This is a genomic window from Chitinophagales bacterium, from assembly GCA_041392475.1.
Lineage (GTDB): Bacteria > Bacteroidota > Bacteroidia > Chitinophagales > UBA2359 > JAUHXA01.
Genome location: JAWKLZ010000002.1, coordinates 2,096,599 through 2,115,919, shown reverse-complemented (window position 1 = coordinate 2,115,919; position 19,321 = coordinate 2,096,599). Strand labels below are relative to the sequence as shown.

Here is a 19,321-nt window from a genome sequence, read left to right as displayed (position 1 = left end):
ACAATTACAATTCTGGAAACCTTTAAATAATTACAATTACGATGAATGCGTTTATCTTTACAGGACAGGGTTCACAGACAGTAGGTATGGGCAAAACCCTCTGCTCTCTTTCCGAGACATCTATGGAATACTTGGAAATAGCCGATGATATTCTCGGCTTCAAGTTGAGTAAAATCATGATGGATGGCACAAAACAAGAGTTGCAACAAACAAAAATTACTCAGCCCGCAGTATTTGTTTACTCCGTGATAAAAGCCCGTGTTACCCGTGATTTCAAACCCGATATGGTAGCAGGTCATTCTCTTGGAGAATTTTCTGCTTTGTCTGCTATTCGGGCTATCAAATATGCCGATGCACTTCGTTTGGTTGCCAGACGTGCGGAATTGATGCAAGCTGCCTGTGAAGCGAATCCTTCTACAATGGCTGCTGTACTTGGATTGGAAGATTCAATTATTGAAAGTATTTGTGCAAGCATTGAAGAAGAAGTGGTCGTACCTGCAAACTACAACCATCCTGGTCAGTTGGTCATTTCTGGAACCTTAAGAGGCATTGAAATTGCTTCTGAAAGACTCAAGGAAGCAGGTGCTCGAAATGTATTGAAATTGAAAGTAGGTGGCGCATTTCATTCTCCTTTGATGGAATCTGCAAAAGTGGAACTGGCTAAGGCGATTGAAGAAACAACTTTCAGAGAGCCTCCTTGTCCTGTCTATCAAAATGTTACAGGAACAGCAACGCAAGACCCCGAAGAAATCAAAGCCAACTTAATTGCACACCTAACATCTCCTGTAAGGTGGACACAAACCATTGAAAATATGGTGGAAGACGGCGCACGTATGTTTATTGAAGTAGGGCCAAGACCTGTTTTGACCAAAATGGTGAAACAAATCAATGACCGTATTGTAGCCGAGGTGCTTTAATGAAATAAAATCAATAACCCAAAAGGCCACTATTTTACATAAATAGTGGCCTTTTGTTTTTGTGTTATTCAAAAAACATACTCACTTCCTCCAACTCCTTTCGCTTCAAATCTGGCACCTGCGTATTCTCGGCAGGATAACCCACAGGAATCAATAAAAAAGGCTTCTCGTTTTTGGGTCGCTTCAATATCTCTCCCAAAAAATTCATCGGACTCGGCGTGTGTGTCAATGCTACAAGCCCTGCTTGATGAATGGCAGTCAGTAAAAAACCTGTCGCAATACCCACCGATTCAGTCACATAATAATTGGTTTTACGGTTTCCCTCTTCATCTACATCATATATTTTCCTAAAAACCACGATTACCCACGGTGCTACTTCAATGAAAGGCTTGTGCCAATCGGTATCAAATACCTGTAAATCTTCGAGCCATTCTTCCGACATTCGCCCATGATAGTTGGTGTATTCTTCCTCTTCTGCCGCTTTTCGGATGGTACTTTTGAGTTCGGCATTGCCGATTACACAAAATGTCCACGGCTGTTTGTGTGCGCCAGAAGGTGCCGAAGATGCACTCATAATGATATTTTCCATCACTTCTTTTGGCACAGCTTTGTCCGAAAAAGTCCTAACTGTCCGCCTCTTGTCCAGCCAATTTCTAAATTCTCGGCTCCTTTGAGTCATTTCTTCGGCTTCGTAGGTATCTCGGTTGTAGGGGGTAAATTGATTGGAATTCATTGATTGCTTTTTTGCTCAATATTGGTAAAATTTCTAAAAAAATCCAAGTTTGTTTTCTCAGATTTGTTTCTTAATCAAGACATTGAAGTAAGCCCTATTCCATTAACTCCACCGCCTTGCTTACCTCTTCCACAGGGAATTTACACACTTTGTTTTGACAGACATAAATGCGGTTTTGTCCTTCTACCAATTTACTTTTGAGCAGTTCCAAAGTACCTTCCGAATTGCCACCCAATAAAAAAGCGTTTGGTAGAAAATGTTGATCCATTTCCGCACGTTTTGCAGCGAAATCAGGCCCCACGATAGCCACTTCATAAGGTGTCTTGACGAAATATGTCATCAAAATCGCCCAATTGGAGTAGAAAGGAGCTTGCGTTTTTACATCCTCTTTCACATTTGTCAACATCTGCTCCGACATTTTCAAGTAGTCTTCGTTGTTGAAGTAAGTACCCAAATAAAACAAGGCTTTTGCCATAGAAGAATTGGAACTTGGAATCACATTGTCGGTAATCTCCATCTTTCGAGCAATCAAAGCTGCATCCTGGTCAGAAGTGTAAAAGAACATTTTGGAATTATCGTCGTGGAAATGTGCAATGGCATAATCCGCAAGGTCTTTGGATTTGTAGAGCCATTGTTCATCAAAAGTCGCTTGGTACAGACTCACAAAGGCTTCAATGAGTAAGGAATAATCGTCTAAAAAAGCATTGATAGAAGACTTTCCTTCTTTGTAGTTTCGATGGAGGCTCCCATCACTTTGCAGGGCATTTTGCAGTAAAAAATTGGCGTTCTTCAAAGCCACATCCAAAAACGCTTGTTCTCCAAAAACTCGGTAGGCATCTACATAGCCCTTCAACATCAAGGCATTCCATCCCGTCAAAATTTTGTCATCCAAAGGCGGACGCACTTTTTTGTCACGAGCCGCCATCAATTTGACTTTGGAATCATCAATCACTTGATTCAATTGCGCCAAAGGAATCGCCAATTTTGAAGCCATGAACTCTTTTTCCTTCAATACCCGCAACACATTTTTGTGTTCTTCCCAATTGCCCTGTGAAGTCACATTGTAGTAAGCATTGAAGATAACCGCATCTTGTTTGCCCAAAATAGAGTCTATTTCCGCTTTTGTCCACACATAAAATTTGCCTTCTTCGCCTTCACTGTCTGCATCTAATGAAGAATAAAAGCCCCCTTCAGGCGAGGTTAATTCTCGTTTGACAAACTCCAGTGTTTCATAGACCGTCTTTTTGTAGAGCGGATTGGGTGCGTATTGATAGGCTTCGGAGTACAAACTCACCAACTGTCCATTGTCGTAAAGCATTTTCTCAAAATGGGGAACGTGCCAATCGGGGTCTGTTGAATAACGTGCAAAACCTCCTCCAAGGTGGTCGTAAATTCCGCCATTTGCCATTTTTTCAAGGGTGACATTCACCGACTTCAATGCGTTTTCATTTCCAAAAAGGCTATGGTAGCGAAGCAAATATGCCCAATTAGATGGCATCGGAAATTTATTGGACTTGGTGGTTCTTCCACCTTGCTCAAAATCCAATAGGGGTTTCCAAGAGGTAAAAATGGTATTGAGGTCTTCGGCTGCAAACGTAGCAGGTTCGGGTTGGAAAGGCACCATTTCGATTTGTTGAATGCCTTCGGTGATTTTGTCTGCTTGTGCCTCTAGTTCTGCTAAATTGTTTTTGAAGTTGTCCGCAAAATAGTCCAAGATTTTCACCCAATTGTCCTTTGGAAAATAGGTTCCTGCAAAAATAGGGCGACTATCGGGCAAGGCAATTGCATTCAAGGGCCAACCTCCACTGCCATTTATCATATAAGCAGCGTTCATATAAATTTGGTCCACATCGGGGCGTTCTTCTCTATCGACTTTGATACACACAAAGTTTTCGTTCATTTTGCGGGCCACCAAGGTATCTTCAAAAGATTCGTGTTCCATCACATGACACCAATGACAGGCAGCATATCCCACACTGATAATCATCGGTTTGTTCTCAGCTTTTGCCTTTGCCAATGCTTCTTCTCCCCACGGAAACCAATCCACTGGGTTGTGGGCATGTTGCAGCAAATAGGGGCTACTTTGGTTGATGAGGTGGTTGGTGTATTTGTGGTCAGAATGGGTGTTGTCGCCTTGTTTTTGGGCTTTGCAGGAAAAAAACAAAAAACAAGTTATGATATAAAGTGTTAATTTTTGAGACATCGTTTTTAACTTTTGTTTGGGAACGCTAAGTTAGAATTTTCTGTTGTAGGGATTGACAAACATATTTTTTATCTAATCAAAATACTTAGAAAATGAACATTATCGTATTGCTTATCGTAGGTGCTGTCGCTGGGTGGCTCGCAAATCTTTGGATGAAAGGTGCAAGTATGGGCTTAGGCTGGAACTTGCTTTTGGGTATTGGTGGTGCTTTTATTGGTAGTATCGTCTTGGGAATCGTAGGTTTTAGCGCAACTCACCTTATTGGAAAAATTATCAGTGCTACTTTTGGGGCGGTATTGTTGTTGTATTTGATACCCAAAATCAAAGCTGCGAGTAAGAAATAGGAAACGGGTTATAAAGTTCTCACCATTAATATGATGAGCAAATAAATGTCAGCAGAAACGATTGTTTTACCATTTCATTCTCCTTCAAAAACAAACAAAATGGAGCAACTGATTATTTTATTGATTGTAGGAGCTGTGGCGGGTTGGTTGGCAAATCAACTGATGAAAGGCCGCAGCATGAGTTTGGTTTGGACGGTCATTTTGGGAGTAGCAGGTGCGTATATAGGAAACATTGTTTTGGATTTGGTCGGTATTCATGCTAGCAAACTACTGGGTCAAATCTTGAGTGCTACTTTTGGAGCGGTGATTTTGTTATTCATTGCAGCGAAAATACGATAAAACACTCATCTTCTATTCTTGCTGATTGCCCAGAGTTTCTCCAATTGCAGCTTCTGTACTCCTCAGTTTCTGCTGACAAAACTGAATCAGCTCGGAAGCTCTTTTTACCTTTTCGGATAGTTCATCTACTCCGATGGCTTCGTTTTCGAGGTCGGCTACGATTTGTTGGAGTTCGGTAAGGGATTGATTGTAAGTTGTCATATTTGGTTAGTATAAAATCAATTGGGTACAGGAAAAAATAGCAATCTGTTTTTGACTTTCTTTGTGCTTGACAACGACTCGCCAAACATGCGTAGTTTGTCCCAAATGCTCTGCAAAACTTTCACATTCCAAAATACCTTCTCGGGCTGTTCCCATAAAGTTACTTTTGAGTTCGATGGTTGTAAAAGATTTTGCTTTTTCGGGCAAATGTGAAACCGTAGAATAACCTGCGATTGTATCTGCAAAGGTCACAACACTTCCCGCATGTAAAAACCCATTGGGCGCAAAAAGTTCTTTTTTGACAGGCATTTCACCAATCGTTTTGCCTTCTTCCATGTGGACAATGGTAATTCCTAATAAGCCAGGAAAAGTACCTTGGCCTTTTTCATTGAAGTGAGTAGGGCTTAGGTTGTTGTTGAACATATTTTTTTGAAGTTGTTTTAATCTTTACCATTGAAGTTCAATATCAATCTTTCTCCTCCTCCATCCATTCCAACAATTCATTGAATGTGTTCACCAATTCTTTTTGCTGCTCCTCTCCTACATTCCGACTGTCGCAACGCTTCAAAAATACTTCCATTGGTTTCAAATCATCCAAACTCACATTGCCCAATTCTTCGTCCAAACCCGTTGAACGGTATTTGTATTCAGTGCGGGTAATCAGCACCTCCGCATTTTTGTCCGCCACCAATTGCCGAACCTGATGTTCCAAATCCGCTTCAAAAACTTCCAGTTCCACCTGCACTTCCAACCATGTTGTGGGCTTTCCTTCAAAACTTTCTAAGGCCAACAAATGCGCTATCACCTTTTCGATATCTCCCTTCACCCGCAATAACTTGCGGTAATTGGGAATTGGCAAAATGCGAATTTCATCTAACTTTCCTCCTTCAAAATTCACCAAAAGAACTTGTTTGTCGTCTTTATGTTCTGTGAAACTCAATGGAATCGGTGAGCCGCAATAACGGATATGCTCCAATTTGTTCACCTTTTGCGGCTTGTGAATATGCCCCAATGCCACATAATCAAACATCTCGGAAAAAGTTTCGGCAGTTACTTTGCCTTGATTGCCGATGTGAATGTCTTTTTCGCTTTCGGAAGTGATACTCCCTGCTGCAAATAAGTGTCCAGTGGCAATGATGGGTAATTTTGAAGCATCATATTTTGCAGCGATGTATTCAGCTATGGTTTGGTAATGGTTGAAAATCCCTTTTTGGGTGCGTTCTACCCGTTCTTCATAGCTTTCTCCTGCAACGGCTTTACGTATGTCTCTTTCCTGCAAAAAAGGAACAGCTGCCACAATGCCCACCACATTCCCCTCTTCGTCCTTCACTTCAATGACTTCTTCCTCCAATTCCTCAGGAACTCCACCTACAACACTTATTTGCAGGTACTTCAATAGTTCTTTGGGTGCATCCAAATTGCGGGGAGAATCATGGTTTCCACCTGTGATGATGATGTTGTTGCAGTAGCGCATGGCTTTTCTCAGAAAACTGTAATATTGTTTTCGAGCATAATTTGGAGGATTGTGAACATCAAATACATCTCCTGCCACGATTAAGGCATCTACTTGCTCTTCCTTCAAGGTTTCCAGCAGCCATTGCAGAAAATGGTCGTGTTCTGCTTGTCGGTCAAAGTCGCACAATCGCTGCCCTAAATGCCAATCGGCTGTGTGGAGGATTTTCATGTTTCTATATTGTTTTATGGCTATATTGTTGAATGGTTGTACAGTTAGATGGTATTACTATTTTATGTTTCGTGTAAAGAACCTGTCATATAACGATAAAATTTGATTTTATCTTTTTTGTGATAACGACCAAATCCTTCTGCAATATTTGCAGAGATAGAATAAACTGCGGTTACATATTGTTTCCCAACTGTCCATTGAGCAAAATTATTCTGCTTTATTACGATTTTATGCTTCAATTTTATTCAAAGTTAAATATTGGTTTTCATCAAAAATACTTCAGCTAATTAACCATTTAGCAATATAACCATACAGACATTAGATTTTATTCATCTCCATCTCCTTCCATTTCTTCCTCCATCATCTCTTCATCTATTATTTCCTCATCTTCTTGAATCAAATCTTGTGGCGGATCTTGTTTGGTGATGTTGTGTTTGGCTACGATTTCGCTCCAATTGGGAAGTTGATTGAAGTGCCATTTATCTACTACGATTCCATCCTTAATTAGGACTACACCTGGGTTTGAGCGAATCATAGTTTTGATGGGTACAGCATCCAAGTTATAGAATTTATAAATATTGTCTGTGAATTTTTGGGCATAATCTATCGCTGAAGCGGTCAAACCAATAATAGGTATATTGTCTTTTGTGGCTTCTTTCATCACCTGATTTACCTTTACAAAACCTTTCTCCAGATTCGATTTTTCGACATTGTAGGCGGCTACGAAAAGGGTAAATCCTGGGCGGTTTACGATGGCATCTGCTACTTCATTCTCTGCATCGTCATAAATCATGAAGTCTTTGATAGTAGGCATTTTACCTTCTTTGATGGTTACTTGTTCGGTTTTGTCGTTGTCCATCACCCAAGTCTTATCTTTCCAGATGCCACTGTCTATATACTCCTTACTCTCGATTTTTTTCACCTCTCCCGTGCCTTCTTTGGTCAGCGTGTACATGGTTTGTACTTCTGGCGGGATTCCGTCGTTTCGTCCGTCTATCAAATTCGCACCTATTTTGTAGGCTCTAAAGTCGACAATCGGCAGGTTGTTTACATTTCTCATACTGAAAGCAAATGCTGCTACTCCCAATACACCTAAAAGAATCCATGAGATTTTTTTATTGAAAACCAATGTAATGTGCTTCGATAAGAAAAGCATTAAAAAAATCAAACCTGTTAGAGCCACGTCTTTCAAGAATGATTCGTAAGGTTTGAGTTTGACAAAATCACCGAAACAACCGCAGTCTGTTACCCGCATATTGGATTCTTTGAAGCCTTCCCACTGTGCGAACTGGAAAAAAGTAGCATCCTTGGGCACATATCCTGTGAGGTAGGTGAAGCCTGTAAGTACTGTGAAGAATAGGGTCAATCCTATATAGAGCCACAAGGTTGGTTTTTTGAAGGTTCCTAGAATGAGAGAAACCCCCAATACAATTTCTAGGACAATCATAAAAACCGATAATGGCAATGCAATGGAGATTAGAAATTCCCATAAACCTGTAAATAGCGAGAAATGTTCTGTAAATACATTGAAGTAATCTTCCATTTTGATGGCAGTTCCTGTTGGGTCTATGGCCTTCACTACTCCCGAAAATACAAAGAACGTTCCTAAGAAATTGCGTAAATAGTGTATCAGCCAGTTTTCAGGCTTTTTGAGTAGTCCCGTAAGAATGGTTACGCCTACTGCTAAAAGGGCAATCAAGCCAATCAATGAAAATATGGTCATGGTAGTATTTGTTTTTATTTTTGCTACACAAATATAGTATAAGTCTGCAATAAAAATTAATATGGAAATCAAAATCAAATGTGTGATTGTTGCAAAGGTAAGTTAAATTTTGTTTAAACTAAAAACTTAGTTCAAATATTGATGCATACTTCAAAAAATACGGTTTTTGAAACCAATTGGCTGATAAACTGCCGAGGGAAGTTATTGGATTTGAGTACACCAAAAGTAATGGGCGTACTCAATGTTACTCCTGATTCGTTCTATGATGGTGGACAATATACTCAGCAAATACTCATTTTGAAGCAGGTAGAAAAAATGCTGCAAGAAGGGGCTGCTATTATTGATGTAGGTGGGATGTCGTCAAGACCTGGTGCTGATATTATTGAAGTGAATGAGGAATTGAAGCGAGTGATTCCTGTGATTGAAGCGATTGTAAAAGAATTTCCCGATACAATTGTTTCTGTTGATACGATTCGTGCGAAAGTGGTGAAGGAAGCCATTGAAGTGGGGGCAAGTATGGTCAACGATATTTCGGCAGGTGATTTGGATGTTGATTTGCTTTCTACAGTTGGGATGTTGGGTGTTCCCTATATCTTGATGCATATTCAAGGTAAGCCTAAAGATATGCAAATCAATCCTTCATACGGAAATGTTGTGCAAGAGATAGTGGATTTTTTCATTGCTAAACTTGAGCAGGTGAAACAAGCGGGTATTAAGGATGTTATTATTGACCCTGGCTTTGGTTTTGGAAAAACGCTTTCACAGAACTATCAAATATTGCAGCAATTTGACGCTTTTCGATTATTTGACTTACCTTTATTGGCGGGAATGTCTCGCAAATCTATGGTTTGTAAACTTCTGAAAATAAATCCTTCAAATGCTCTGAATGGCACTACGGCAGTGAATGTGATTGCTTTGCAGAAAGGGGCGAATATTTTGCGGGTGCATGATGTGAAGGAGGCAGTGGAAGCGGTGCAAATTGTAGAATATCTGCTTGAACAATAAAGATTCAAATGAAAACCTAAAAGAACAACATGGTTTTCAACTTATCTAAAATACAAAACACACTTTGACGCTTTTTTTATTTAAAATTGGATTTCTTGAAATTGGTTTTGCCGACATATTGGATATATTGGTATTGACCACTTTGTTCTTCTTTGTCTATCGGCTCTTGAAGGGTAGTCTTGCTTTCAATATTTTTGTGGGATTATTGGTGCTGTCGCTTATTTACTTTATCGTTCAGGCATTGGAGATGAAGATGATGGAGCGTATTTTAGGACAGTTTTTGGGAGCTGGGCTTGTGCTTTTGGTGATTATTTTTCAGCCAGAAATTCGGCGTTTTTTGTTCTTTTTGGGGCGCAATACGGGTATTGGGGATCAGCAATTTTGGAGTCGTTTGATAAAAAGAGGGCGTGACAATGCTTCTGATAATGAGCATTTAGTGAATTCAATAGCAAAGGCTTTGCAGAACATGGCTCGTGCTAAAACGGGGGCTTTGATGGTTTTTACGGATGTGGGTGAAGAAAAGTTTTTTGCCAATACGGGAGTAGCCATACATGCCGATATTTCGAGTAAGCTAATCGAAACTATTTTTGATAAAAATGCGCCGCTTCATGACGGGGCGATGGTGATTGCGGAGGGGAAAATTCTGGCGGCGGGTTGTGTGTTGCCTGTTTCAGAAAATCCTGAGCTTCCGCCTCGTGTGGGAATGCGTCATCGTGCGGCAGTTGGTATCACAGAACACATTGAAGCACATGTTTTTATTGTATCAGAGGAAAGGGGCAAGATATCTTATGCTCATCGAAGCCATATACGAATGAATATTTCAGATATTACGCTGAAAGAACTATTGTTCAAAGCATTGGAAATGTAAAATCGCTGTATTATGCTTTATCCTACCAAAGGTATTGTTTTGAAAACCTTCAAATATTCTGAATCCAGCGTTATTGCCAAGATTTATACTTCTCAATTTGGTATTCAATCTTATATGGTCAATGGGGTTAGGACGAGTAATAAGAATAAACAAACGGCTGCTTTACTTCAACCTTTGACTTTGCTGGATATGGTGGTGTATTATCGAAAAAATCGCAATATTCAGAGAATCAAGGAAATGAAGCCGATTTATACGTTTACGTCTATTCCTTTTCATATTGGTAAAAGTTCACTTGCTCTGTTTGTCACTGAATTGCTCTACAATACATTGAAGGAAGAGGAGGAGAATGAATTGCAGTTTGATTTTATTTTTGATTTTGTGCAAACTTTGGATAGCACACATGAATCTATTGCAAACTTACATCTTTATTTTTTACTACAATTCAGTGGTTTTCTTGGATTCTATCCTTATAACAATTACGACAACGAAGACAAAAAAATATTTGATTTACAAGAGGGTTCTTTTGTCAGCAAATACCCTGCACATCTTCATTACTTGCAAGAACCACTTTCCAAACACCTTTCTAATTTATTGAACACCTCTCTGGAAGAAGTACATTTTATAAAAATCGGTAAAATGCAACGCAAAGAATTGCTTACTAGTTTATTGCAGTTTTACCAATTGCACATTGAAGGCTTCAAATCATTGCAGTCTGTGAAAATTTTGCAGGAAATATTCGGTTTTTGAAACCGCAGTTTCTACAAAATAAAAAAAGTCCTAAAATTTTGACCAGCAAACTTTTAGGACTTTATAAACTTCTCGATAAAGTTTTTCAATTAAAGTGTTCGTTTTATTTCGATTTCTTCAAATCCTTCAATCACATCGCCCGGTTTGATATCATTGAAGTTCTTGATTCGAATACCACAATCTTGCCCTGGCAAGACTTCCTTTACATCGTCTTTGTATCGTTTCAAAGTTTCGATTTCTCCTGTAAATACAATGATTCCATCCCTGAGTAGGTGAATTCTTGTATCCTTGTTTATTTTACCAACGGTTACATAGCATCCTGCAACTGCTCCCACTTTTGAAATTTTGAATACTTCTCGAACTTCGAGGTTGCATACAAAACGCTCTTCGACTTTTGGTTCCAACATTCCTTCCATTGCAGACTTAATCTCTTCAATAGCAGCGTAAATGATGGAGTATGTTCTAATCTCGATACTTTCTTGTTCTGCATTTCTACGTGCATTGACAGTCGGACGAACTTGGAAACCAACAATAATGGCATCAGACGCAGAAGCTAACAATACATCGGATTCGGTAATAGCACCGACCCCTTTGTGTATCACATTTATCCTTATCTCTTCAGTAGAAAGTTTCAACAATGAATCAGTTAATGCTTCTACAGAACCATCCATATCTCCTTTTACAATGAGATTCAATTCTTTGAAAGTACCAATCTTCAAACGACGGCCAATTTCTTCAAGTGTGATATGTTTAGATGCTCTAAATCCTTGCTCTCTAATGATCTGTGCTCTTTTGGTAGCAATTGCTTTTGCTTCTTGCTCACTTTTCATCACTTTTACTCTATCACCTGCTTGAGGTGCGCCGTTCAGCCCAAGAATGGTAACAGGAGTAGCTGGGCCAACGGATTTTTTCACTCGTTGTCCTCTCTCATTGAACATAGCTTTCACTTTACCAACGTGTTGTCCTGCTAATACTGTATCCCCCACGTTTAGTGAGCCATTTTGTATTAAAATATTAGAAACGTATCCTCTTCCTTTATCAAGAGATGCTTCTAGTACCGTTCCAATAGCTTCTCTGTTTGGATTGGCCTTCAATTCTAACAACTCTGCTTCAAGAAGTATTTTTTCAAGCAAATCATCCACGTTTGTCCCAAACTTAGCAGATATTTCTTGTGATTGATATTTACCTCCCCAATCCTCTACCAATAAATTCATCGCAGCCAATTGCTGTTTGATTTTTTCAGGTTGAGCAGTATCTTTATCCACCTTATTAATAGCAAAAATCATAGGTACGCCCGCAGCTTGTGCGTGACTAATAGCCTCTTTTGTTTGAGGCATTATATCGTCATCTGCTGCAATCACAATTACTGCAATATCTGTCACCTTAGCACCTCTGGCACGCATGGCCGTAAATGCTTCGTGACCAGGTGTATCTAAGAATGTAATTTCTTTGCCACTTTCAGTAGTCACTTCATAGGCTCCAATGTGCTGTGTAATACCTCCCATCTCTCCTGCAATTACATTCGCATTTCGGATATAATCTAGTAAAGATGTTTTTCCGTGATCCACATGTCCCATGACTGTAACAACAGGAGCACGTGACTCTAAATCTTCTGGGGCATCATCGAAGTAATCTTCTTCTTCATCTTGTTCGGTCACGTTGATAAACTCAACTTCAAATCCAAATTCATCAGCAACTAACTCAATGACTTCTGCATCCAGACGTTGATTAATAGATACTATAATTCCTAAATTGAAGCAAGTGGTGATGACCTTGTTTACTGCCACATCCATCAATTTGGCAAACTCATTTACTGAGATAAACTCAGTGACACTCAAGATATTGGTTTCTTCATCTTCCACCAAATCTCGTTTGATAGCAGCTTGCTCTCTTTTTTGTTTTCTTAGCTTAGCCCTATTGCTCTTCCCTTTGGAAGTGCCGCTAAGTTTGGCCATTGTAGCCTTGATTTTGTCCTGAATTTCTTTGGCCGAAACTTCCGTTGCTTCATTGTTCCTATTAGCAAAACTAGTGTTCTGAGGTTTCTTTTTCCTTCTTTTTTTAACCCTAAGTGTTTTTTCATTAGGCCCATCTTTAGAAGGAGTAGATGTGGAATTACTTACAGCAGGTCGATCCGATTTTTTAATAGCAACTTTCCTATCTGAAGATTTGATAATTCTTTTTCTTCTTCTTCTTTTAGGTTTGTCACCTCCATCTGTTGTACCTTCTGAATCATCTTTTTTATCCTGTGTTGAAGATAAGTCAATCTTGCCTACCACTTTAGGCCCTTTCAGATGTACTTTTGGTCTCTCTTTGATTCCTCTATCTTCACCTTCTTTCGTTTCCTCTTGTCTCCTATTTACAACTTTATCCGTTTCTGTTGTTGTAGTTGGTCTTCTTTTTCTCTCCTTCCTTTTCTTTTTCTTATCCGGTCGAGTTTTCCAATTAGTTCCACTAAGATCTATCTTTCCAATAACCTTTGGTCCCGCAAGTTCGATTTCTGTAGAACTGATCACATTTTCTTGTTTCTCCTCTTTGACCATTACTTCTTGCTCTTTTTCACCCTCTATTTTTTGAACTTCATCTTTGGTCACTAATGCTTCATTTTTCGCAACATTGGACTCTTGAAGCGATGTATCAGAAGCTCCATTTTGTTTTTCAACAGTAGTGTTTATATCTTCTTTTACTGCTTTAGAAGTATCTTGTATACTATAATCCTCTTGTTTACTCTCCGAAGAGTTCTCTTTCTTCTCAACAACTGCTACTTGCTGCCTATCTTCCTTGGTCTCTTTCACTTCTTCAATTACAGAATCTGCCTCTATGACTTTAGCAGGTTCTATATTTTCAGTACTTTTTTCAATCTCTTTTTTATCTTCTACTACCAGTACCTTCTCATCTGCAATGGCTTCAATCTTCTTATTCTCCGTTTCAGTCTGTTTTTCTAACTCGACAGACTTATCTGAGTTTACATTTTTAAACTCCTCATTGCTTTGAACATCATTTTTACCAATAAGAGTCTGAGGTATTACTTCTGTAACCGACTCTTTCTTTTGGTGCGAATCAACCGTTTTAGAAGTATTGGTTTCTTCAGAAACATTAGAAATAGACTCCGTATTTGGCAATTCTATTGTCTCCTTATCCAAAATAGGTATTGGCTTTTGTATCTCAGGTTCTATTTTAGAAGGTGTTTCTTTTGCTCTATTCCGTTTATTAGAGGAATTATCTGATGATGGAACTTTTACTACTTCTAAATCATCTACTTTCTTCGTTTCTCTTTCCCGTTTAGTACGTAAACTAATTTGGTTTGCTTTCTCTTTGAGCGCAATTGATGATTTAAAATCAGTAATAAGGACATCATACATCTCCGGTGTTAGCTTTGTAGTAGGTTTACTTTCTACTTCAAAACCTTTTTTCAAGAGATGTGCTGTAATCGTTTCAATCCCTACGTTAATTTCTCTTGCTACTTTAGCCAGTCTTACTACCTTTTTGGTTTCTGCCATGTAAGCTATTAATGTAATATTTATAAAAAGTAATTCTAAATTTCTTCTTCATCAAATTCTGATCTCAGAATATTTCTTATTTCAGTGATTGTTTCTTCTTCCAAGTCAGTTCGTCTAAGTAGTTCCTCTGTACTCAAATCAAGTACACTCTTAGCGGTATCACATCCAATATTCTGCAAGACTCTGATAATCCACTCATCAATTTCATCAGCAAACTCCTCAATATCAATATCATACTCATCATTTTCTCCTTCTTCATCTCTAAATACATCAATTTCGTATTTAGTAAGTTTGCTTGCCAAACGAATATTTACACCTCCTTTACCTATCGCTAAAGAAACCTGGTCTGGTTTTAAATATACAGATGCTCTTTTAATCTCTTCATCAACATCCATATGAACAACCTTTGCAGGAGTCAATGCCCTTTGAATAAGTAGGCGTATATTAGCTGTATAATTAATTATATCAATATTTTCATTTCGTAGTTCCCTAACAATACCATGAATCCGTGATCCTTTCATTCCAACACATGCCCCAACAGGATCTACCCTATCATCAAAAGATTCTACTGCTACTTTAGCTCTATCCCCAGGTTCTCTAGCAATACGGCGAACAGCAATCAGTCCATCAAAAATTTCAGGTACTTCCAGTTCTAGTAACTTGGCCAAAAACATATTATCAGTTCTTGACAAAATAATTCTAGGTTTATTATTTCGCATCTCCACTTTCTTCACAACTGACCGTACCGTATCTCCTTTCTTATAGAAATCACTTCCAATCTGTTCGTTTTTAGGAAGAATTAACTCATTACCATCATCATCCAACACGAGCATTTCGCGTTTCCATATTTGATATACCTCTCCAGTAACAATTTCCCCTACTCTATCGCCGTATTTCTTGTACAATTCATCGTTTTCAAGTTCTAATATACGGGATATTAAAGTTTGTCGAGCCGCAAGAATAGCCCTTCTTCCAAAGTGCAACAAAGTAATCTCTTCGTAAAGCTCCTCACCAATCTCATAATCTTCTTCAATCTGAATAGCCTCTAAAAAAGCAACCTCTTTATTAGCGTCAATTACTTCTCCGTCATTTACAATTTCCCTTCTTCTCCAAATTTCAAGGTCTCCTTTTTCCGTATTTACGATAATATCGAAGTTCTCATCACTTCCATATTTTTTTCGCAATAATGTTCTAAATACATCATCCAACACACGCATCATTGTTGGACGATCAATATTTTTAAATTCCTTAAAATCTGCAAAGGATTCAACCAAATCAATATTTTTAGCCTTTCTCCCTGTCTTCGCCATCTTAAACAATTTTGAATGAATCTAAAATGTTATCTTTTTCTTCACACATTTGATAATATCAAAAGGTATTATTATTTTTTGAATAGTTGGCTTTGCCTTTTTTGGTACTTGCATATATTCATCAATAACTACTTCCTCAGCCAAAATTTCTTTCAATATTCCTTCTTTTTGACTACCATCTAACATCTGAATAATTATGTGTCTTCCTATATTCTTTTTATACTGCCTTAAAACCCTAAAAGGTTTGGACATACCAGGAGAAGACACTTCTAAGTAAAGATTTTCATGCCAAGTTCCTTCATCTTCTAAACTCTTTTTTAAGTATTTGAATATTTTAACACAATCTCCACTTGTTATATTTTCATCCTTGTCAACAAATATCTGAATCTTATTTCCCGGAGTTGGTTTTAATTCTACTACAAAAAAAGAAGTATTTTCAAACTTTAACTCTAGTAATTCTCCAATTCTTTCAACAATAGTCGTCATATATCAATTTAATAACTAAAAGAGGGGACACACAAGTCCCCTCAACATTTTTCTACTACAAAAATACGTTTATTTTTTTGTCTCTAAGAAATATGTTGATACAAACTAGAGTAGTTTTCACTAATTTATTATTAGATTCCACAAATTTACACAAAAAAAGGGTAAATGCCTCTAATAGACCCTTACCCTTTTTATAATTATACTAATAATATGTTATCTCATCCTATCTACTCTACAGAAGCATTTGAATCATCAGTAGTAGTTTCGACACTACTATCTTGAGATTTTTTACGTCCACCTCTACGAGTTCTTCTACGCTTTCCAGATTTAGAGTTCGATTTTAGCAGATTTTCATTATAATCTACTAATTCAATCATTGCCATTTCAGCACCATCTCCAAATCTAAAGCCAAGTTTGAGTATCCTAGTATAGCCACCGGGTCTGTCAGCTATTTTATCACTAACATCATCAAACAACTCTTTTACGACTTCTTTATCTTGAAGATAGCTGAAAACCATTCTTCGTGAATGAGTAGTATTTGCTTTAGCCTTGGTCAATAAAGGCTCTATATATTTTCGTAAAGCTTTAGCTTTAGCTAAAGTTGTTTGAATACGTTTGTGCTTAATCAAAGAACAAGCCATATTAGCAAGTAGGGCTTTTCTATGTCCAACTTTCCTTCCAAGATGATTAAACTTTTTTCCGTGTCTCATTGCTACAACAATATTTCGATATTAGATACTAAAAATTCTCTTATTAAAAAGAATATTTTTCTTTATTCTTCATCAAGTTTATACTTGCTCAAATCCATCCCGAAGGAAAGTCCTTTTTCTTGTATTAAATGTTCAATTTCCATTAAAGACTTCTTACCAAAATTCCTAAACTTAATCAATGAATTGGTATCGTAGGTTACTAATTCCTGTAAGGTATTTATTTTTGCTGCTTTCAAGCAATTATAAGCTCTTACCGAAAGATCCAAGTCCTCTAATGGGGTTTTTAATAACTTACGCATGTGTAGGATATGCTCATCCACAATATCATCTTCTTCACCAGGCTTCTCATCAAAAGTAATCTTTTCATCCGTAATCAACATTAAATGTTGAATAAGTATTCTTGCAGATTCTTTGATAGCCTCCTCAGGATGAATTGTTCCATCTGTCTTGATTTCTATAATCAATTTTTCATAATCTGTTCTTTGTTCAACACGTGTGTTTTCAACATTGTACCGAACATTTTTGATTGGTGTAAAGATGGCATCAATAGGGATTAATCCATGCACCATGTCTTTTGGTTTGTTTTCTTCAGCAGGAACGTATCCTCTTCCCTTTTGAACAGTCAACTCAATGTCTAAGTTAACAAAAGATTCCATATGACATATCACTAAGTTAGGGTTCGTTATTTTGAAAGTAGCTGTATGCTTTTCAATATCAACTGCTTTAAATTTATCTTCCCCACTTATAGAAACAAATATCTTTTCGGACACCAAATCATCATCTTTTATTACTTTTTTAAATCGAACCTGTTTAAGATTCAATATAATCTCAGTAACATCCTCTATAACTCCCGTTATAGTAGAAAATTCATGATCTACACCACTTATTTTTATTGCCGTGATAGCATACCCCTCCAAAGAAGATAGAAGAACTCGTCTAATCGAATTACCTACCGTAACCCCAAATCCAGGTTCTAACGGTTTGAACTCAAACAAACCTTCATTGTCTGTAATTTTCTGCGCTATTATTTTATCTGGCTGATGAAATGTTAAAAGTCCCATAAACAATTTTAAATATTACAAATGGATTATTTCGAGTAAAGCTCCACAATTAATTGATCCTCTATATTTTCAGGTATCTCATCCCTATTGGGTATAGCTATAAACCTACCTTCCATTTTCTCGTCATTCCACTCTATCCAAGAAAATCTCTTACCTTTTTGAGAAATAGACGATGTGATGAGTTCTAATTCTCTTGACTTAGCACGTATTCCGATAACATCATTTATCTTCAACCTACGTGATGGAATATTACATTTTTCGCCATTAACTAATAAATGACAATGTGCCACAAGTTGTCGAGCGGCGGGTCGAGTAGGAGCTAGCCCCATTCTATAAACAATGTTGTCTAATCGAGACTCAAGGAATTGAAGTAAAATTGTTCCTGTAATTCCTTCTTTCCTACTAGCTTCCTCGAATAAATTACGGAATTGTCTCTCCAATACGCCATAGGTATACTTGGCTTTTTGTTTTGCCTTCAACTGAATACCATATTCAGAAACAACTTTACGCCTTTTAGAAGTTCCATGTTGCCCTGGAGGATGCCCTTTTTTCTCAAAGGATTTATCATATCCAAATAATGACTCACCAAATCTACGTGAGATTTTAGTTTTTGGACCTATATAACGTGCCATATTATATTTCTTTTTCTACTATTGAGACTAAAATAAATATTAAAACTTCGATCTAAACTCTACGACGTTTAGGTGGTCGACAACCATTATGTGGTAGTGGTGTCACATCTCTGATGACTGTTACTTCAATACCCATGTTATGTACTTCTCGTATAGCAGCTTCTCTTCCAGAACCAGGACCTTTAACTAAAACTTCTACTCGCTTTAGTCCGGAATCCATAGCTTTTTTGGCAGCATCTCTTGCCGCCACCTGAGCAGCATATGGAGTATTCTTTTTAGACCCCTTAAATCCGGCCTTACCTGCTGAAGCCCAAGAAATAACTTGTCCTGCAGCATTGGTAAATGAAATAATTATATTGTTGAAGCTTGCCTTTATATAGACCTTACCTTCAGATTCTACTCTGACAATACGTTTTTTGACTTTCGAAACTCGTCTTTTCTTTGCCATATTACTTACAAATAGTTAGCAATTCGATAAATACTATTTCCTTGGGGTTTTCTTCTTACCCGCAACTGTTTTCTTTTTACCTTTTCTAGTTCGTGCATTAGTACTAGTACGCTGACCACGTAAAGGCAATCCCTTACGATGTCGAATACCTCTATAACAACCAATATCCATTAACCGTTTAATATTTAGTTGTACCTCTGAGCGCAACTCTCCTTCTAGAGTATATTCACTAACGGTAGCACGAAGACGAGTTATTTCATCGTCTGTCAAATCTTTAACTTTTTTGGTCGGCTCAATACTTGACTCATCAAGCATTTTCAAAGCACGAGTACGACCTACTCCATAAATATAGGTAAGTGCTATCGAACATTTTTTATATTTGGGCAAATCAACCCCAGCTATACGTGCCATAT

Annotated in this window: 20 protein-coding genes and 1 pseudogene; 6 read left to right on the top strand and 15 right to left on the bottom strand. The window is 37.9% G+C overall.

All coding sequences use genetic code 11. The features are described from left to right. The first annotated feature begins 41 nt into the window (after positions 1 to 41). Positions 42 to 917 (top strand): ACP S-malonyltransferase, encoded by an 876-nt coding sequence (fabD, locus tag R3E32_21885; protein ID MEZ4887398.1) that lies wholly within the window; start codon positions 42 to 44, stop codon positions 915 to 917. 64 nt (positions 918 to 981) lie between these two features. Here the strand turns inward: fabD and R3E32_21880 are convergent, their stop codons facing one another. Both R3E32_21880 and R3E32_21875 read right to left on the bottom strand, forming a co-directional pair. Beyond that, complete coding sequence (locus R3E32_21880) at positions 982 to 1,650, bottom strand: nitroreductase family protein (GenBank protein MEZ4887397.1); 669 nt, start codon at positions 1,648 to 1,650, stop codon at positions 982 to 984. Positions 1,651 to 1,744: 94 nt separating this feature from the next. Beyond that, the gene (locus tag R3E32_21875; GenBank protein ID MEZ4887396.1) at positions 1,745 to 3,853 is read right to left on the bottom strand and encodes a thioredoxin domain-containing protein; all 2,109 of its coding nucleotides are present in this window, start codon (positions 3,851 to 3,853) and stop codon (positions 1,745 to 1,747) included. Between the two features lie 92 nt (positions 3,854 to 3,945). Between R3E32_21875 and R3E32_21870 the strand changes: the two genes are divergently transcribed. Further along, positions 3,946 to 4,197, top strand: coding sequence for a GlsB/YeaQ/YmgE family stress response membrane protein (locus R3E32_21870; GenBank protein ID MEZ4887395.1), 252 nt, complete (start codon positions 3,946 to 3,948; stop codon positions 4,195 to 4,197). 99 nt (positions 4,198 to 4,296) lie between these two features. After that, positions 4,297 to 4,536, top strand: coding sequence for a GlsB/YeaQ/YmgE family stress response membrane protein (locus tag R3E32_21865; protein ID MEZ4887394.1), 240 nt, complete (start codon positions 4,297 to 4,299; stop codon positions 4,534 to 4,536). A 12-nt stretch (positions 4,537 to 4,548) separates the two neighbouring features. Here R3E32_21865 and xseB read toward each other — a convergent pair whose 3' ends face one another. The 5 genes from xseB to R3E32_21840 form a co-directional block, all read right to left on the bottom strand. Next, positions 4,549 to 4,737: an exodeoxyribonuclease VII small subunit gene (xseB, locus tag R3E32_21860; GenBank protein ID MEZ4887393.1), complete on the bottom strand. Its 189-nt coding sequence runs from the start codon at positions 4,735 to 4,737 to the stop codon at positions 4,549 to 4,551. Positions 4,738 to 4,743: 6 nt separating this feature from the next. Then, on the bottom strand, positions 4,744 to 5,160 hold the full coding sequence (locus tag R3E32_21855) for a PaaI family thioesterase (GenBank protein MEZ4887392.1): 417 nt from the start codon (positions 5,158 to 5,160) through the stop codon (positions 4,744 to 4,746). A gap of 43 nt (positions 5,161 to 5,203) precedes the next feature. Beyond that, positions 5,204 to 6,421 carry an exonuclease SbcCD subunit D C-terminal domain-containing protein gene (locus R3E32_21850; protein MEZ4887391.1) on the bottom strand — a complete coding sequence of 406 codons (1,218 nt, stop codon included), beginning with the start codon at positions 6,419 to 6,421 and terminating at the stop codon, positions 5,204 to 5,206. 62 nt (positions 6,422 to 6,483) lie between these two features. Next, positions 6,484 to 6,660, bottom strand: a complete 177-nt coding sequence (locus R3E32_21845) for a four helix bundle protein (GenBank protein ID MEZ4887390.1) — start codon at positions 6,658 to 6,660, stop codon at positions 6,484 to 6,486. Between the two features lie 86 nt (positions 6,661 to 6,746). Continuing rightward, a complete protein-coding gene (locus tag R3E32_21840; GenBank protein ID MEZ4887389.1) occupies positions 6,747 to 8,144 on the bottom strand; it encodes a hypothetical protein in 1,398 nt (465 codons plus the stop codon). 141 nt (positions 8,145 to 8,285) lie between these two features. Between R3E32_21840 and folP the strand changes: the two genes are divergently transcribed. The 3 genes from folP to recO all read left to right on the top strand — a co-directional run bounded on the left by folP (position 8,286) and on the right by recO (position 10,764). Then, positions 8,286 to 9,149, top strand: a complete 864-nt coding sequence (gene folP, locus R3E32_21835; GenBank protein MEZ4887388.1) for a dihydropteroate synthase — start codon at positions 8,286 to 8,288, stop codon at positions 9,147 to 9,149. A 64-nt stretch (positions 9,150 to 9,213) separates the two neighbouring features. After that, on the top strand, positions 9,214 to 10,017 hold the full coding sequence (gene cdaA, locus R3E32_21830; protein MEZ4887387.1) for a diadenylate cyclase CdaA: 804 nt from the start codon (positions 9,214 to 9,216) through the stop codon (positions 10,015 to 10,017). Between the two features lie 12 nt (positions 10,018 to 10,029). Further along, a complete protein-coding gene (gene recO, locus R3E32_21825) occupies positions 10,030 to 10,764 on the top strand; it encodes a DNA repair protein RecO (GenBank protein MEZ4887386.1) in 735 nt (244 codons plus the stop codon). An 89-nt stretch (positions 10,765 to 10,853) separates the two neighbouring features. Here the strand turns inward: recO and infB are convergent, their stop codons facing one another. The 8 genes and pseudogenes from infB to rpsM all read right to left on the bottom strand — a co-directional run bounded on the left by infB (position 10,854) and on the right by rpsM (position 19,319). Next, positions 10,854 to 14,261, bottom strand: coding sequence for a translation initiation factor IF-2 (infB, locus tag R3E32_21820; GenBank protein MEZ4887385.1), 3,408 nt, complete (start codon positions 14,259 to 14,261; stop codon positions 10,854 to 10,856). A 35-nt stretch (positions 14,262 to 14,296) separates the two neighbouring features. Continuing rightward, a complete protein-coding gene (gene nusA, locus R3E32_21815) occupies positions 14,297 to 15,571 on the bottom strand; it encodes a transcription termination factor NusA (protein MEZ4887384.1) in 1,275 nt (424 codons plus the stop codon). Positions 15,572 to 15,592: 21 nt separating this feature from the next. Continuing rightward, on the bottom strand, positions 15,593 to 16,057 hold the full coding sequence (locus R3E32_21810) for a hypothetical protein (GenBank protein MEZ4887383.1): 465 nt from the start codon (positions 16,055 to 16,057) through the stop codon (positions 15,593 to 15,595). A gap of 326 nt (positions 16,058 to 16,383) precedes the next feature. Continuing rightward, positions 16,384 to 16,767: pseudogene (gene rplQ / locus R3E32_21805) on the bottom strand (50S ribosomal protein L17). A 62-nt stretch (positions 16,768 to 16,829) separates the two neighbouring features. After that, positions 16,830 to 17,828: a DNA-directed RNA polymerase subunit alpha gene (locus tag R3E32_21800; GenBank protein ID MEZ4887382.1), complete on the bottom strand. Its 999-nt coding sequence runs from the start codon at positions 17,826 to 17,828 to the stop codon at positions 16,830 to 16,832. 26 nt (positions 17,829 to 17,854) lie between these two features. Then, positions 17,855 to 18,460, bottom strand: a complete 606-nt coding sequence (gene rpsD, locus R3E32_21795; protein MEZ4887381.1) for a 30S ribosomal protein S4 — start codon at positions 18,458 to 18,460, stop codon at positions 17,855 to 17,857. A gap of 52 nt (positions 18,461 to 18,512) precedes the next feature. Further along, a complete protein-coding gene (gene rpsK, locus R3E32_21790; protein MEZ4887380.1) occupies positions 18,513 to 18,908 on the bottom strand; it encodes a 30S ribosomal protein S11 in 396 nt (131 codons plus the stop codon). A gap of 33 nt (positions 18,909 to 18,941) precedes the next feature. After that, positions 18,942 to 19,319: a 30S ribosomal protein S13 gene (gene rpsM, locus R3E32_21785; protein MEZ4887379.1), complete on the bottom strand. Its 378-nt coding sequence runs from the start codon at positions 19,317 to 19,319 to the stop codon at positions 18,942 to 18,944. Positions 19,320 to 19,321 lie beyond the last annotated feature (2 nt).

Bases quoted from the DNA above. Each gene is read 5' to 3' on its own strand.
- fabD (MEZ4887398.1), top strand. From the start codon at position 42: ATGAATGCGTTTATCTTTACAGGACAGGGTTCACAGACAGTAGGTATG.
- R3E32_21880 (MEZ4887397.1), bottom strand. From the start codon at position 1,650: ATGAATTCCAATCAATTTACCCCCTACAACCGAGATACCTACGAAGCC.
- R3E32_21875 (MEZ4887396.1), bottom strand. From the start codon at position 3,853: ATGTCTCAAAAATTAACACTTTATATCATAACTTGTTTTTTGTTTTTT.
- R3E32_21870 (MEZ4887395.1), top strand. From the start codon at position 3,946: ATGAACATTATCGTATTGCTTATCGTAGGTGCTGTCGCTGGGTGGCTC.
- R3E32_21865 (MEZ4887394.1), top strand. From the start codon at position 4,297: ATGGAGCAACTGATTATTTTATTGATTGTAGGAGCTGTGGCGGGTTGG.
- xseB (MEZ4887393.1), bottom strand. From the start codon at position 4,737: ATGACAACTTACAATCAATCCCTTACCGAACTCCAACAAATCGTAGCC.
- R3E32_21855 (MEZ4887392.1), bottom strand. From the start codon at position 5,160: ATGTTCAACAACAACCTAAGCCCTACTCACTTCAATGAAAAAGGCCAA.
- R3E32_21850 (MEZ4887391.1), bottom strand. From the start codon at position 6,421: ATGAAAATCCTCCACACAGCCGATTGGCATTTAGGGCAGCGATTGTGC.
- R3E32_21840 (MEZ4887389.1), bottom strand. From the start codon at position 8,144: ATGACCATATTTTCATTGATTGGCTTGATTGCCCTTTTAGCAGTAGGC.
- folP (MEZ4887388.1), top strand. From the start codon at position 8,286: ATGCATACTTCAAAAAATACGGTTTTTGAAACCAATTGGCTGATAAAC.
- recO (MEZ4887386.1), top strand. From the start codon at position 10,030: ATGCTTTATCCTACCAAAGGTATTGTTTTGAAAACCTTCAAATATTCT.
- infB (MEZ4887385.1), bottom strand. From the start codon at position 14,261: ATGGCAGAAACCAAAAAGGTAGTAAGACTGGCTAAAGTAGCAAGAGAA.
- nusA (MEZ4887384.1), bottom strand. From the start codon at position 15,571: ATGGCGAAGACAGGGAGAAAGGCTAAAAATATTGATTTGGTTGAATCC.
- R3E32_21810 (MEZ4887383.1), bottom strand. From the start codon at position 16,057: ATGACGACTATTGTTGAAAGAATTGGAGAATTACTAGAGTTAAAGTTT.
- R3E32_21800 (MEZ4887382.1), bottom strand. From the start codon at position 17,828: ATGGGACTTTTAACATTTCATCAGCCAGATAAAATAATAGCGCAGAAA.
- rpsD (MEZ4887381.1), bottom strand. From the start codon at position 18,460: ATGGCACGTTATATAGGTCCAAAAACTAAAATCTCACGTAGATTTGGT.
- rpsK (MEZ4887380.1), bottom strand. From the start codon at position 18,908: ATGGCAAAGAAAAGACGAGTTTCGAAAGTCAAAAAACGTATTGTCAGA.
- rpsM (MEZ4887379.1), bottom strand. From the start codon at position 19,319: ATGGCACGTATAGCTGGGGTTGATTTGCCCAAATATAAAAAATGTTCG.